This window comes from Pseudomonas sp. 21 (assembly GCF_000955805.1).
In the GTDB taxonomy this organism is placed as follows: domain Bacteria; phylum Pseudomonadota; class Gammaproteobacteria; order Pseudomonadales; family Pseudomonadaceae; genus Pseudomonas.
The window spans coordinates 219,515-232,961 of record NZ_JYOA01000001.1; the positions used below are offsets into that span (position 1 = coordinate 219,515).

General features: G+C 66.4%; 13 protein-coding genes. 11 read left to right on the forward strand and 2 right to left on the reverse strand.

Features of this window, described 5'->3' with window-relative positions; genetic code table 11:
- Positions 1-111: 111 nt before the first annotated feature.
- The 6 genes from UB43_RS00905 (at position 112) to UB43_RS00930 (ending at position 5,991) form a co-directional block, all read left to right on the forward strand.
- Positions 112-777: a GntR family transcriptional regulator gene (locus UB43_RS00905; RefSeq protein WP_045207502.1), complete on the forward strand. Its 666-nt coding sequence runs from the start codon at positions 112-114 to the stop codon at positions 775-777.
- A gap of 106 nt (positions 778-883) precedes the next feature.
- Positions 884-1,690, forward strand: a complete 807-nt coding sequence (locus tag UB43_RS00910; RefSeq protein ID WP_045207504.1) for an ABC transporter substrate-binding protein — start codon at positions 884-886, stop codon at positions 1,688-1,690.
- An 11-nt stretch (positions 1,691-1,701) separates the two neighbouring features.
- Positions 1,702-2,469, forward strand: coding sequence for an amino acid ABC transporter permease (locus tag UB43_RS00915; protein WP_045207506.1), 768 nt, complete (start codon positions 1,702-1,704; stop codon positions 2,467-2,469).
- A gap of 1 nt (position 2,470) precedes the next feature.
- Entirely contained in the window at positions 2,471-3,250 is a 780-nt protein-coding gene (locus UB43_RS00920) for an amino acid ABC transporter ATP-binding protein (protein WP_045207507.1), read from the forward strand.
- A gap of 21 nt (positions 3,251-3,271) precedes the next feature.
- Entirely contained in the window at positions 3,272-4,357 is a 1,086-nt protein-coding gene (locus UB43_RS00925; RefSeq protein WP_045207509.1) for a polyamine ABC transporter substrate-binding protein, read from the forward strand.
- A 17-nt stretch (positions 4,358-4,374) separates the two neighbouring features.
- Complete coding sequence (locus UB43_RS00930) at positions 4,375-5,991, forward strand: gamma-glutamyltransferase family protein (RefSeq protein ID WP_045207511.1); 1,617 nt, start codon at positions 4,375-4,377, stop codon at positions 5,989-5,991.
- A 63-nt stretch (positions 5,992-6,054) separates the two neighbouring features.
- Here UB43_RS00930 and UB43_RS00935 read toward each other — a convergent pair whose 3' ends face one another.
- Positions 6,055-7,365 (reverse strand): OmpA family protein, encoded by a 1,311-nt coding sequence (locus tag UB43_RS00935; RefSeq protein ID WP_256204867.1) that lies wholly within the window; start codon positions 7,363-7,365, stop codon positions 6,055-6,057.
- 21 nt (positions 7,366-7,386) lie between these two features.
- Here UB43_RS00935 and UB43_RS00940 point away from each other — a divergent pair, with 21 nt between their 5' ends.
- From UB43_RS00940 to UB43_RS00960, 5 genes are read left to right on the forward strand one after another with little or no spacing between them, the layout of a single operon-like run.
- Entirely contained in the window at positions 7,387-8,265 is an 879-nt protein-coding gene (locus UB43_RS00940) for a TonB-dependent siderophore receptor (protein ID WP_256204868.1), read from the forward strand.
- Positions 8,266-8,285: 20 nt separating this feature from the next.
- Complete coding sequence (locus tag UB43_RS00945) at positions 8,286-9,434, forward strand: PepSY domain-containing protein (protein WP_045207512.1); 1,149 nt, start codon at positions 8,286-8,288, stop codon at positions 9,432-9,434.
- A complete protein-coding gene (locus UB43_RS00950; protein ID WP_037011902.1) occupies positions 9,431-9,622 on the forward strand; it encodes a hypothetical protein in 192 nt (63 codons plus the stop codon). Before UB43_RS00945 ends, UB43_RS00950 begins: the two co-directional genes overlap by 4 nt.
- Before the next feature lies 1 nt (position 9,623).
- Complete coding sequence (locus UB43_RS00955) at positions 9,624-10,820, forward strand: MFS transporter (protein ID WP_045207513.1); 1,197 nt, start codon at positions 9,624-9,626, stop codon at positions 10,818-10,820.
- Positions 10,817-12,442: a dienelactone hydrolase gene (locus tag UB43_RS00960; protein ID WP_045207514.1), complete on the forward strand. Its 1,626-nt coding sequence runs from the start codon at positions 10,817-10,819 to the stop codon at positions 12,440-12,442. The genes UB43_RS00955 and UB43_RS00960 overlap by 4 nt, the downstream gene beginning before the upstream one ends.
- A gap of 128 nt (positions 12,443-12,570) precedes the next feature.
- Here the strand turns inward: UB43_RS00960 and UB43_RS00965 are convergent, their stop codons facing one another.
- The gene (locus UB43_RS00965) at positions 12,571-13,344 is read right to left on the reverse strand and encodes an ABC transporter ATP-binding protein (protein WP_045208833.1); all 774 of its coding nucleotides are present in this window, start codon (positions 13,342-13,344) and stop codon (positions 12,571-12,573) included.
- Positions 13,345-13,447: the final 103 nt, after the last annotated feature.

Sequence of the window (13,447 nt, forward strand, 5' to 3'; positions counted from 1 at the left end):
CGCCAACCGCTCTACTCCAGCCCATTTCAATCACTTCGCCATCATTGGCACGGCAACTGCTTAATTGCATGCATGGATAATTGGATCCAAAAATCCACGAGGAAACACCCCATGCGCCTGGTGCCCACTGCCCGCCCTCCGATGAGCGCCGAAGACGAGGCCTACGACTATCTCCTCCAGGCCATCTGCACCGGCCGCTACAGGACCGGCGACCGTCTGGTGGCCGAGGACATCGCCAGCGAGATCGGCATGAGCCGGATGCCCGTGCGTGGCGCCTTCAAGCGCCTGGACGCCGAGGGCCTGGTGACCCTGCGACCCAATCGCGGCGCCATCGTCAGCGGCCTGAACATCGAGGAGATGCGCGAAGTCTTCGAGATGCGCAGCGCCCTGGAGGGCCTGGCCATCCGCATCGCCGTGCCACAATTGACCGACCGCGACATCTCTCGCCTGGAGCGCATGCTCGACGAGATGGACGACTACCGCGACGACAGCGCCGAGTGGGTCAGCCGCCACCGCGCCTTCCATGAATACCTCTGCAGCCTCGCCGGGCGCCCGCGCCTGCTGCGCCAGATCACCGCGCTGTACTCGGTGATCGAGCCGCACATGCGCCTGTGGCTGCAGCACGTCGACAAGCCCATGAGCGCCCGCGAGGAGCACGCGGTGATCCTCGACGCGCTGCGCTCGGGCGATGCCCGCGAAGCCGAGCGGGTGATCTGCGATCACATCGAGGGAACGATTCCGTCCCTGGCCCATTTTCTGGAAGCACAAGCCTCCTGAGGCGCAATCCTCCAAAGCAAGCGCAAGTCCTTTGAAGCAACGGGCGCCTAGACCCGTACTTCTGTGTCCCTGAACTGCCCCTGGCAACCCCACCCCGGAGAGCAACATGTTCGAACGCAGGATCCCGCAGTGCCTTCTCGCCCTTTGCCTGGCCGCCCCGCTGGCGCACGCCGATGTGAAGATTCCCGACCGCTTGCAGAACGCCAGCAAGGTGACCTTCTGCGGCGGCATGGACTCCCCGCCCATGGGTTTCTATGACGCCAACCAGAAGCTCACCGGGGTCACCATCGACCTGGGCGAGGCCATCGCCAAGCGCCTGGGCGACAAGGAGATCGACTGGCGCATCACGCCCTTCTCCGGGCTGATCCCGGCGCTGCTCGCCGGCCAGTGCGACATGCTGGTGGACCAGCTGTTCGACAAGCCCGAGCGGCGCGAAGTGATCGACATGGTCAACTACATGTACTCCAGCCAGGCGGTGGTCGTCGGCAAGGGCAACCCCGAGGGCATTCACACCCTGGACGATCTCTCCGGCAAGAAGGTCGCGGTGCTCAACGGCTCGACCATCCGCACCCTGCTCGAAGCCCACAACGAGAAGCTGGCCAAGGCCGGCAAGCCGCCGATGAAGGTGGTGGTCTACAACACCGACACCGACGCCTTCCAGTCCCTGCGCATCCGCCAGACCGACGCCTACGGCACCACCGTGGAAACCGCCGGCTACTACCAGAGCACGGCGCCGGACCTGTTCGAGATCGGCGTGCCGGCCTTCGCGCGCATCCTCACCGGCCTGGGCATCCGCAAGGAAGACAAGCAGCTGAGCGAAGCCGTCACCCAGATCATCAAGGACATGCAGGCCGACGGCAGCTACGCCGCGCTCCTGGCCAAGTGGCACATCGAAGGCGACAAACTGGACTGAGGTAACGAGACATGAACTTCAGTTGGGACGTGTTCTGGCAGTACCTGCTGCGGCCGAGCGATATCTACCTCTACGGCCTGTGGCTGACCTGCGTGATCGCCGTCAGCGCCATGCTCCTGGGCTGCGTGCTCGGGCTGCTGGCGGCGCTGATGCGCCTGTCGACCAACCCGCTCTTGCAATACCCGGTGCGCTTCTACGTGTGGCTGATGCGCGGCACGCCGCTGCTGGTGCAGATCGTCTTCCTCTACACCGCACTGGCCGCTGGCGGCATCTTCCGCTTCGAGGACCTGGACCTGGGGCTGTTCATCCTGCCGGGCAACATCCAGGCAGCGATCATCGCCCTGGGCCTCAACGAAGGCGCGTACATGGCCGAGATCATCCGTGCCGGCATCGGTGCGGTGGACAAGGGCCAGTATGAAGCCGGCAAATCCCTCGGCATGACCTTCCCCAAGCTGATGCGCCGCATCGTGCTGCCGCAGGCCTTCCGGGTGATCGTTCCGCCGCTGGGCAACGAGTTCAACGTGATGCTGAAGAACACCACGCTGGTCAGCGTGATCGGCGTGCAGGAACTGCTGCTGAGCACCCAGATGGTCACCTCGGCGACCTTCCGCGTGTTCGAGCTGTACCTGGTCGTGGCGATCTACTTCCTCGCCCTGACCACCCTGTGGGGCTTCTTCCAGCGCTGGCTGGAAGTGCGCTTCGGCAAATCCGACGGCCAGCCAGCCGCCTCGAACCGACTGTTCGGCCGCCAGGCGATGAAACTGCTGAGGGGGCGTTGAGATGATCCCGGACATGAAAGACGTGGTGATCCAGGCCCGCGACGTGCACAAGGCCTTCGGCGAGCTGGAAATCCTCAAGGGCGTTTCCCTGGAAGTTCGCCGCGGCGAAGTGGTGGTGCTGATCGGCGCCTCCGGCTCGGGCAAAACCACCTTCATCCGCTGCATGAACCACCTGGAAGACATCCAGGGCGGCAGCATCCGCGTCAACGGCGAGCTGATGGGCTACCGCGAGCGCCCCGACGGCAAGCTGGTGCGCGACTCGGAAAGCAACATCGCCCGGCGCCGCCGCGACATCGGCATGGTGTTCCAGCGCTTCAACCTGTTCCCGCACATGACCGTGCTGGAAAACATCATCGAAGCGCCGACCCAGGTGCTCGGCGTGCCCAGGGGCGAAGCACTGGAGCAGGCGCGCCGGCTACTCGCCCGCGTGCGTCTGTCGGACAAGGCCGAGCACTACCCCGGCCAGCTTTCCGGCGGCCAGCAGCAGCGCGTGGCCATCGCCCGCGCCCTGGCGATGAAGCCCCAGGCCATGCTCTTCGACGAACCCACCAGCGCCCTCGACCCGGAAACCGTCGGCGAAGTGCTGCAGGTGATGAAGGAGCTGGCCGACGAGGGCATGACCATGGTGGTCGTCACCCACGAGATGGGCTTCGCCCGCGAAGTGGCCGACCGCGTGGTGGTCCTGCACCAGGGCGAACTCATCGAGGAAGGCCCGCCCGCGCAGGTCTTCGGCAATCCGCACCACCCGCGCACGCGGGAATTCCTCAGCCGCGTTCTCTGACAATTGAAGAAAGGAAAGCTCATGCGTAATGGAGTTCTGCTGTTCACCCTGCTCGCCTGCGCCACTGCCGCGCAGGCCGACGACAAGCTGGTGCGCTTCTACAACTGGTCCGACTACATGGGCCCGGACACCCTGAAGAACTTCGAGAAGGACACCGGAATCAAGGTCCAGTACGACGTCTTCGACACCAACGAGATGCTCGAGGCCAAGCTGCTTTCCGGCCACTCGGGCTACGACCTGGTGGTGCCGTCCAGCCAGTTCCTCACCAAGCAGATCAACGCCGGCGTCTACCAGAAGCTCGACCGCGCCCAGTTGCCCAACTGGAAGCACCTCGACCCGCGCCTGATGAAGCGCCTGGAAGCCGCCGACCCGGGCAACCAGTACGCGGTGCCCTACATGTGGGGCACCGTGGGCATCGGCTACAACTACGACAAGGTCAAGGCGGCGCTGGGCGACAACGCCCCGCTCGACTCCTGGGACCTGATCTTCAAGCCCGAGAACCTCGCCAAGCTGCACGGCTGCGGCGTGGCCTTCCTCGACGCGCCGGTGAAGATCATTCCGCAGGCGCTGCACTACCTGGGCCTGGACCCGAACAGCACCAACCCCGAGGACTACACCAAGGCCTCGGCGCTGCTGCAGAAGCTGCGTCCGTCGATCACCTACTTCAACTCCTCCAAGTACACCACCGACCTCGCCAACGGCGACATCTGCGTGGCGGTCGGCTACTCGGGCGACGTGATGCAGGCGCAGACCCGCGCCCAGGAAGCCGGCAAGAAGATCGACGTGCGCTACGTGATCCCCAAGGAAGGCGCCAACCTCTGGTTCGACATGCTCGCCATCCCGCGCGACTCGAAGAACCCCAAGGGCGCCCACGCGCTGGTGAACTACCTGCTGCGCCCGGAAGTCATCGCCCCGGTCAGCGACTACGTCGGCTACGCCAACCCCAACCCCGACGCCACACCGCTGCTCGATCCGAAAGTGCGTGACAACCCCGGCATCTACCCCAGCGATGCGGTGATCGAGAAGCTCTACGTCTCCGCCGACCTGCCGCCGAAAATCCAGCGCGTGATCACCCGCGAATGGACCCGTATCAAGACTGACCGCTGAACCGAAGAGAGTTTTCCATGCTGAGCTTCTCTGCCCACGAGTACCCCTACGCTTCCCAGCGCCAGAGCGTGTTCGCCCGCAACGGCATGGTCGCCGCCTCGCAGCCCCTGGCTGCCGAGGCCGGCATCGCCATGCTGCGTGCCGGCGGCAACGCCATCGACGCCGCCATCGCCACCGCCGCCGCGCTGACCGTGGTCGAGCCCACCGGCTGCGCCATCGGCGGCGACGCCTTTGCCCTGGTCTGGGTCAAGGACCAATTGCACGGTCTCGACGCCAGCGGCCATGCGCCCGCCTCCATCTCCATCGACAAGGTGAAAGCCGCCGGGCACGACAAGATGCCCGTTCACGGCTGGCTACCGATCACCGTGCCGGGCATTCCCTCGGCCTGGGCCGAGCTGTCCGCACGCTTCGGCAAACTGCCCTTTGCCGACCTGCTGCAACCGGCCATCGCGCTGGCCCGCAACGGTTTCCCGGTGTCCCCGGTGGTCGCCCACCAGTGGGAAATCGCCCGCCGCGAGTACCAGGAAAGCCGCGCCGCCGTGCCGGTGCTGGAAGCCTGGTTCGACACCTTCACCCTCGACGGCGAAGCACCGCGCGCCGGCCAGCTGTTCCGCAACCCGGCCCAGGCGAAAACCCTTGCCGAGCTGGCCGAGACGAAGTGCGAAAGCTTCTACCGTGGCGCCCTCGCCGAGCGCCTGGCCGCCCACTCCGCCGCCACCGGTGGCGAGCTGAGCGCCGCGGACCTGGCCGGCTACAAACCCAAGTGGGTCGAGCCGATCAAGACCAACTACCGCGGCTACGACGTCTGGGAAATCCCACCCGCCGGCCAGGGCCTGATCGCCCTGATGACCCTGAACATCCTCCAGGGCTACGACTTCGACCAGCGCGACAGCCAGCTCACCTGGCACCGCCAGCTCGAAGCGATGAAGAAGGCCTACGCCGACGGCCTGCACTACATCACCGACGCCGAGCACATGCGCGTCAGCACCGCCGCGCTGCTGTCCGACGACTATGCCGCGCGCCGCCGCGCCGAGATCGGCGAGCACGCCGCCGAGCCCAGGCACGGCGACCCGCACGCCAGCGGCACCGTGTACATCGCCACCGCCGACGGCGAAGGCAACATGGTCTCCTTCATCCAGAGCGCCTACCACGGCTTCGGCTCCGGCGTGGTGCTGCCCGACAGCGGCATCGGCCTGCAGAACCGCGGCTCGGAATTCAGCCTCGACCCGGCGCACTCCAACGCCCTGGCACCGGGCAAGAAGACCTTCCACACCATCATCCCCGGCTTCCTCAGCAAGGACGGCGTGGCCGTCGGCCCGTTCGGCGTGATGGGCGGCTACATGCAGCCCCAGGGCCACGTGCAGATGGTGATGAACCTGGTGGACTTCGGCCTCAACCCGCAGGCCGCGCTGGACGCCCCGCGCTGGCAGTGGCTGGGCGGCATGAAGGTCGGCATCGAGCAGCACGCCAACCGTGACCTCGCCTTCGGCCTGGCGCGACGCGGCCACGAGGTCGAGATCGCCTGCGACCTCACCGACTACGGCCGCGGCCAGATCATCATCCGCGACCCGCAAACCGGCGTGCTCTGCGGCGGTACCGAACCGCGCGCGGACTCGCATATCGCGGTCTGCTGACGTATCGATTCTCCTCGCCGGCCGCAGCCGGTGAGGAGAAGTCGCTCGGCCATCTGCCAGCAGTTACGGCTTTTCGCAGGCACCGCCTTCGGGGGTCAGGGTGATCTCGACCCGCCGATTTGCATTACGGCCCACCTCCGAATCATCAGCGGCAATCGGCTCGCTGGAGCCGGCTCCACGCACCACAAAGCAACTCTCCGGGATATCCCCCATACGCTGCATCCAGTCGCGTACCGCTGCCGCACGATTGCGTGACAACTCCAGGTTCCGCTGGGGATCGCCGGTCGAATCGCTATGGCCGGTGATGACGATCAGCCAACCGGGTTGCGCCTTGATGCCGATCAGGCTGTTGACCAGCACCTTGGTGGACTCGGGCTTGAGCTCAGCCTTGCCCGGCGGAAACAGCAACTGACCGTCCAGGCGGACGGGGCCGGCGGGAGCGGCAGGCGCCTCGGTATTGGCAACCGGGCGTACCCCCACTGACGGCAGCAGCTCACCCGCGCCCGTCATCGTCGGCCACCAGCGGCTATGCGCCCAGGCGAGCAGTACGGTCAACACCAGCAGAATGCCCAGCAGCAGTAACCAGGCCCAGAACGGGCGGCGCTTTCGTGTTGCCTGCTGCTCGATCGATGGCTCGCCTGGCGGCGCCCCGCCATCCAGCTTCAGCACAACCATTGCAGGCGCCTCGCTGCGCGGCTTGCGTGGGGTTCGCCGACGAGTCGGAGAGACCGGCAACTGGGAGGGAGGCGCAACATCGTTCGGCGCAGCCTTTGTCATTTCTTCGGCTGGCGCAGCGGTTGGCAGCCCCCCAACTTCGGCTGTTGCAGCATCCGGTGCCAAGCGTTTGAGCACGCCCCGCAGCTGGCTGCGCAGCGCCTGCATTGGAAGCAGCGGGTCTGCTTCGTGGCGCCCCAGCAGTTCCGCCAGCCGCTCGAGCTGATCGTCCAGGCAGAGCAACTCGGGCAAGTCCTCGACCGTTAGCTGCAAACCACGCATCCACGTTCGTAGCTCGGTGAACAGCCAGCCCAGAATCTCCAGGCGAACCGACAAGGCCGGCGGCCAGAGCCGCTGCCAGCTCCGCTGGAGCAGTCGCTCGATCAGGCTCAAGCCATCGCCCAGCCCGGACAAGCCGTGCCTTTGCGCACGTGAAAGGGCAAAGGCAGCAACCGATTGCAGCTCCACCCCGTGCTCGCGAAATTGAGCCAGACACAGGTGCTCCACACGCGTCCAGTCCACGTCCGGCCGCGCCGGATGGCTGAGCTTCGCCAACTCCGCCCCCAGCGCCGCAGACTGCTCGCTCCCCTGCGGATCACCGCCCAGGCGCAGCTTCTCCTCGACCACGCCCACCTCTTCGCCGCGCTTACCAGTCATCATCGCACCAGATATCCGAAGAACGTGCAGAAGTACACCGCTGCCACACTCACCAGCTACGCGCTGGCCGACACCCTGTCGGTTCTCGAAGGCCGCGTCGAGCTGACCGTCGGTGCGCGCAAGCAGCGTGTGGAGTCGCAGAACTACGAGATGAACGTCGGCACTCCGGCAGGCGCCGGCTACGACGAGGAAGAGACCACCCCGATGGCCGGCGTCGTGGTCAAGCCGTGGGAGAACATCTCGCTCTACGCCAACTACATCGAAGGCCTGAGCCCCGGCGAAACCGCGCCCATCGGCACCGCCAACGCCGGGGAAATGCTCTCGCCCTATGTCTCCAAGCAGAAGGAAGTCGGCATCAAGGGCGAGTGGAACGGATTCGGCGCCACGCTCGCCGCCTTCGAGATCAAGCGCCCGAGCAGCGTCAACGACAATGGCCGCTTCACCCGCGGCGGAGAACAGCGCAACCGCGGCCTCGAACTGAGCCTGTTCGGCGAGGTGGCCGAAGGTGCACGCCTGCTCGGTGGCGCCTCCTACACCCAGTCCAAGCTGACCAAAACCCAGGACGGCCAGTACGACGGCAACAACGGCATCGGCGTGCCGCGCCGGCAACTGAACCTCGGCGGCGAGTACGACATCGCCCAGGTACCGGGCCTGACGGTGACCGCGCGGACGATCTACACCAGCGAGCAGTACGTGGACCAGGCCAACAGCCTGAGCCTCCCCGACTGGTGGCGCCTGGACCTGGGCGCGCGCTACCGCTTCGAGACCCTCGGCAAGCCGGTGGTGCTGCGCGCCAACCTGGATAACGCGTTCGACAAGAACTACTGGGGCACCTCCACCGCCGGGTACCTGTACCTGGGCGAGGGGCGCACCCTGCAGCTGTCTGCGAGCGTGGACTTCTAACGAAAAGAACGAGCCTTACGATGACCGCCAAAGCCCTTCGCACCTGGTACCTGGTGCACAAGTGGACCAGCCTGATCTCCACGGTATTCCTGCTGATGCTCTGCCTCACGGGCCTGCCGCTGATCTTCCATGAAGAGATCGAGCACACCTTCGAGCCACACCCGGAGCTCAAGCCGCTCACCGAGCAGTCGCCGAAGATCGACTACGACGACGTGGTGGCCCGCGCCCTGGCGAAGCGGCCCGGCGAAGTGGTGCGCTTCGTGTTCTGGGAACAGGACGATCCGCTGGGCGCGGTCCTCACGGCTCCGACCCTGGTGCCGCCGCCGGAGGATGGCCACATCCAGCCCTTCGACGCCCGCACCGGGGAGTTCTTCGACCCGCCGCCGCCGGGCGGCTTCATGCACATCATGTTGAAGCTGCACACCGACCTGTTCATGGGGCTGCCCGGCTACCTGTTCCTCGGTTTCATGGGCCTGCTGCTGGTGGCGTCGCTGGTCTCGGGCGTCGTGGTCTACACGCCGTTCATGCGCAAGCTGGATTTCGCCACCGTGCGCTCCCAGCGCAGCTCGCGGCTGAAGTGGCTGGACCTGCACAATGTGCTGGGCATCGTCACCCTCGCCTGGGTGCTGGTGGTCGGCGTCACCGGAGTGATCAACACCCTGGCGCTGCCGATCCTGATGCTCTGGCAAGGCGGCCAGCTGGCCGAGATGACCGCGCCGTACAAGGACGCGCCGCCGCTGGAAAGCCTCGGCTCGCTGCACAAGGCCATCGATACCGCCCGCAGGGCCGCGCCGGACATGGAAGTCAGCTTCGTCGGCTTCCCCGGCACACAGTTCAGCAGTCAGCACCACTACGCCGTGTTCATGCGCGGCAACACGCCGCTCACCGAACGCCTGCTCAAGCCCGCGCTGGTGGATGCCGAAACCGGCGAACTGACCGACATGCGCGAGATGCCGCTCTACGTGAAGACGCTGCTGCTGTCCCAGCCACTGCACTTCGGCGACTACGGCGGCATGCCGCTGAAGATCGTCTGGGCGCTGCTGGACATCGTCAGCATCGTCATCCTCGCCAGCGGCCTGTACCTGTGGCTTGGCCGACGCCGCACGCCCATCGAGAAACGCCTGGCGGAACTGGATTCCGGCGGTCTGAACACGGAGGTCAAGGCATGAGGCGAGGACTCTGGATGATCTTCCGCTGGCCCCTCGCGCTGGCCGTGCTGAGCACCTTCGGGCTGCTCTCCGCGCTGCTCGGCGACGGGGTTTTCGACGTGCTGTCGTGGATTTCCCTTGGTGTTCCGCTGCTGCTGATCGTCTTTGTAGGGATGAGAATGCCCCGCCGACCCAAGGAGCCCCGCTGAAATGACCGCCATGCCACCCCAGGCGCCGACCCTGAACCTGCGCCCACTGATGTTCGAGACCTTCGTCTGCACGGTGGCAGTGATGTCCTTCGTCGCGCTGATCGGCCCGGTGGCGCGCACCCTGGGCCTCGCGCCCTGGCAGGCGGGCATGACCGTGACCGTCGGCGGTATCGCCTGGATGCTCATGGCCCGCGTCTGGGGCATCGCCAGCGACCGCCTGGGCCGCCGCCGCGTACTGCTCAGCGGCCTGGCTGGCTTCGCAGTGACCTACGCCCTGCTCTGCGCCTTCATGGCCCTGGCGCTGAACACCTCGATGTCGCCGCTGCCAGCCTTCATTGGCATCGTTGCGCTGCGAGGGTTGGCGGGCGGTTTCTACGCCGCCGTGCCGGCCTGCTCGGCGGCCCTCGTGGCCGACCACGTCAGCGCCGATAAGCGCGCCTCGGCCATGGCCGGGCTGGGTGCTGCCAGTGCCGTGGGCATGGTGGTCGGCCCGAGCTTCGCCGGCCTGCTGGCCATGCTCGGCCTGGCCCTGCCGCTGCTGCTCACCTGCCTGCTGCCACTGCTGGCCCTGGCCGTACTCTGGAAGTGGCTGCCGGACAGCCAGCGCGTTAGCGAACGCAAGGGTCCTGCCCTGGCGATCACAGACCGGCGCCTGCGCCGCTCGCTGACCCTGGGCTTCATCGCCATGGTCTGCGTCACCGTTGCGCAGATGACCGTCGGCTTCTTCGCCCTCGACCGCCTGCAACTGCCGCCCGCTGATGCCGCGCGGGTCGCCGGCATCGCCCTGACCTCGGTGGGGGTGGCGCTGATCTGCGCGCAGATGCTGGTACGCAAGCTGAACTGGGCGCCGCTGCGGCTGATCGGCGTGGGCGGCGTGATTTCGGCACTGGGCTTTGCCTCGGTGTGTATCGCTGTTGCACCGGGGATGCTCTACGCATCGTGCTTCGTCGCTGCTGCCGGCATGGGCTGGGTCTTCCCCGCCGTCTCGGCGCTCAACGCCAACGCCGTGGAAGCCGACGAGCAAGGCGCCGCTGCGGGCAGCCTGGTGGCCGTGCATGGGCTGGGCATGATCAGCGGCCCGTTGCTCGGCACCCTGCTGCACCAGGTGGATAGCCGCGCGCCCTATGTACTGGTCGCCGCGCTGCTGCTGTTCGGCGTCGCCTGGACCATTCTGCCGCGCAAGGGCGCCACTGCGTGACCCTCGCCGACGCCCTGTTGCTGGCCCTTCTCGCTGTCGCGTTGCTGGGTTGGTGGTTGCGTCGTCGGTCAATGGCCCTTCTCGCCGCCCTGCTCGCGCTGGTCGCTGCGTTGTATGACGTCTGGGACGACCGCTGGCAGGCGGGTGTCGGCGCAGTGGTCGCCCTGCTGCTGGTGATGGGCCTGCTGCTGCAACGCAAGCGCCCTGAACGGGTCCCGCTCTGGCCGGGACTGCTCTTCAGCCTGCTGTCCGGGCTGGCAGTCGCCGCGCTGTACTTTTTCCCGGTCTCGCCGCTTCCCATGCCGGGCGGCCCCTATCAAGTGGGTGTACGCGACTTCGAGCTGGTCGATGCCAGCCGCACCGGCCTCCTCGGCGCACCGGTCGGCAAGGCTCGGCGCCTGCTGGTGCGCGCCTGGTATCCGGCCAGGCCGGCAACAGGCGCGCCGCCACGCACCTACTTCAGCACTGCCGAAAGCCGCAGCACCGCCCGCGGCTTCGGCGAGCTGCTCCACTTTCCGCCATTGCTCACGCACTTGCGCCTCCTGCGCACCCACTCCTACGAGAACGCGCCGCTGCGGTCCGATCCTGGCCGCCTGCCGGTGGTGTTCTACAGCCACGGCTACGGCTCGTTCGCCGGCATGAACGGACGGATCATGGAGGAACTGGCCAGCCACGGTTACGCGGTCTACTCCGTGCAACACACCGGCGACGCCTCTCCCACGCTGTTCCCCAACGGTGAAGTGGCGCCCACCGACCCGGCGCTCTACGAGCACCTGCGGGATGCCTTCGAACACGGTTTCTCCCCGCTCCTGCTGCAAGGCTACGGCGAAGACGATATGGGCCGTCGCCTGGACGGCCAGTTGCGCTTCGCCACCGAACTCAAGCCGCCCGCGGACCGCGCCATCCACCTCAGCGCGCCGATCTGGCTGGCTGATCGGTTGTTCGTCCACGATCGCCTGCAGGCCGGCGAAGTGCCGCCAAACGTGGCCGACCTGGTAGCCGCCAGCGATTTCAGCCACGTCGGCGAGATGGGCATGTCCTTCGGCGGCTCGACTACTGGCGCCGTGTGCATGGTCGACAAGCGCTGCGCCGCGGCGGTGAACCTCGATGGCGGCGACTTTGACTTCACACCATTCGACGAGGACCTGCCGGTGCCGCTGTTGATGCTGCATTCGGACCTGTCGTTGTTCTATCGCATGCTGGGTCTTGCGCCACCGGCACAACCTCGCAGTTTCAACGACTTCTCCTACGAACGTATCGAGCACGCTGGGCAGAACCCGCGCATCCATCGTCTGGTCCTGCGCGATGCGTTGCACGCCGGCCTCACCGACAATGCGCTGTACATGCGCCGGCCACTGCGCGACAGGCTGATCGGCAGCGCACCCACCGACGTACTGATCGAAGCTCCCGCCACGCTGGTACTGGGCTTCTTCGATCACTACCTGCGTGGCCGCGACAACAACTTCCCGCAGGCGCAAATGGCGCCGTACGCCGACTGGCTGACGCCCTACAGCAATCGCGCGGTGAGCCAATGGTGGGCGGGCCTGCCGGAGGCCGAACGGGCACGGTTGCAGGAGCGCATTCGCGCGATGCGGGCCCAGCGGCGGGCGCTGGACAAATAGTCCGATCACGGATCGGCACGTGCGGGGCCCCATCGCGGACGAAGCACGCTCCTACAGGAGCTTCCATGAGCGCAGGAGCGGACTCCGTCCGCGATAGGGCGGGTCTGGCTCAGAAGGCCAGGATCGAATCATGCGTGCCAGCAGCGATACCAGCCATCCTGCTCGGTCACTTTCAGCGGAGCCTGGTACAGCGCCGACAGGTTTTCGCTGGTCAGAATCTCCGCCTTCGGCCCGTCGGCCACCACCTTGCCGTTGGCGATCAGCACCACGCGCTCGATCTCCGGGATGATCTCGTCGAGATGGTGGGTGGTGATGATCATCGCGTGCTCAGGGCCGCAGAAGCGTCGCAGCAGGGTGAGCATCTGCAGGCTGGCGCCCATGTCCAGGCCATTGGCCGGCTCATCGAGGATCAGCGCACGAGGTTCGTGGATGAGCGCGCGGGCCAGCAGCAGGCGGCGCTTCTGGCCGGTGGACAGGCGCTGGAACATGCGCTCGGCATAGTCGCCCATCTCCACCGCAGCGAGCATTTCGCGGGATTTTTCGACCTGCTCTGGCGTCGGCTGCAAGTGTCCATGGCTGCCGATGGCGCCGAAGAAACCGGAGATCACCACGTCCAGCGCCTGGGTGAAGGGTGTGTAGTCTTCCTGCAGGTCCTGGGAGACGAAGCCGATGCGGCTGCGCAGGTCCCACAGGGTGACGTTCTGCAGACCGAACAGGTTCAGCGAGCTGTCCGGGCGATCCACCGGGTAAAGCTCGCGGCTGATCAGCTTGAGCAGCGTGCTCTTGCCAGCGCCGTTGGGGCCGAGGATGGCGACCTTCTCGCCTTCGCCGATGTGCAGGGAGAAGCCGTCCAGCACGCGGGTCTGCTGCTGGTAGGCGGTGACGTTGTTGAAGTCGATCATGGGGCGTTTCATATCCGGGCCTGGGGCAGCCGCTGACAGTAGGCTCCTTGGGCGAGCGACTCAAGCCCCGGTTGAATCGGAACTACGCTTTCCAGACTTTCCA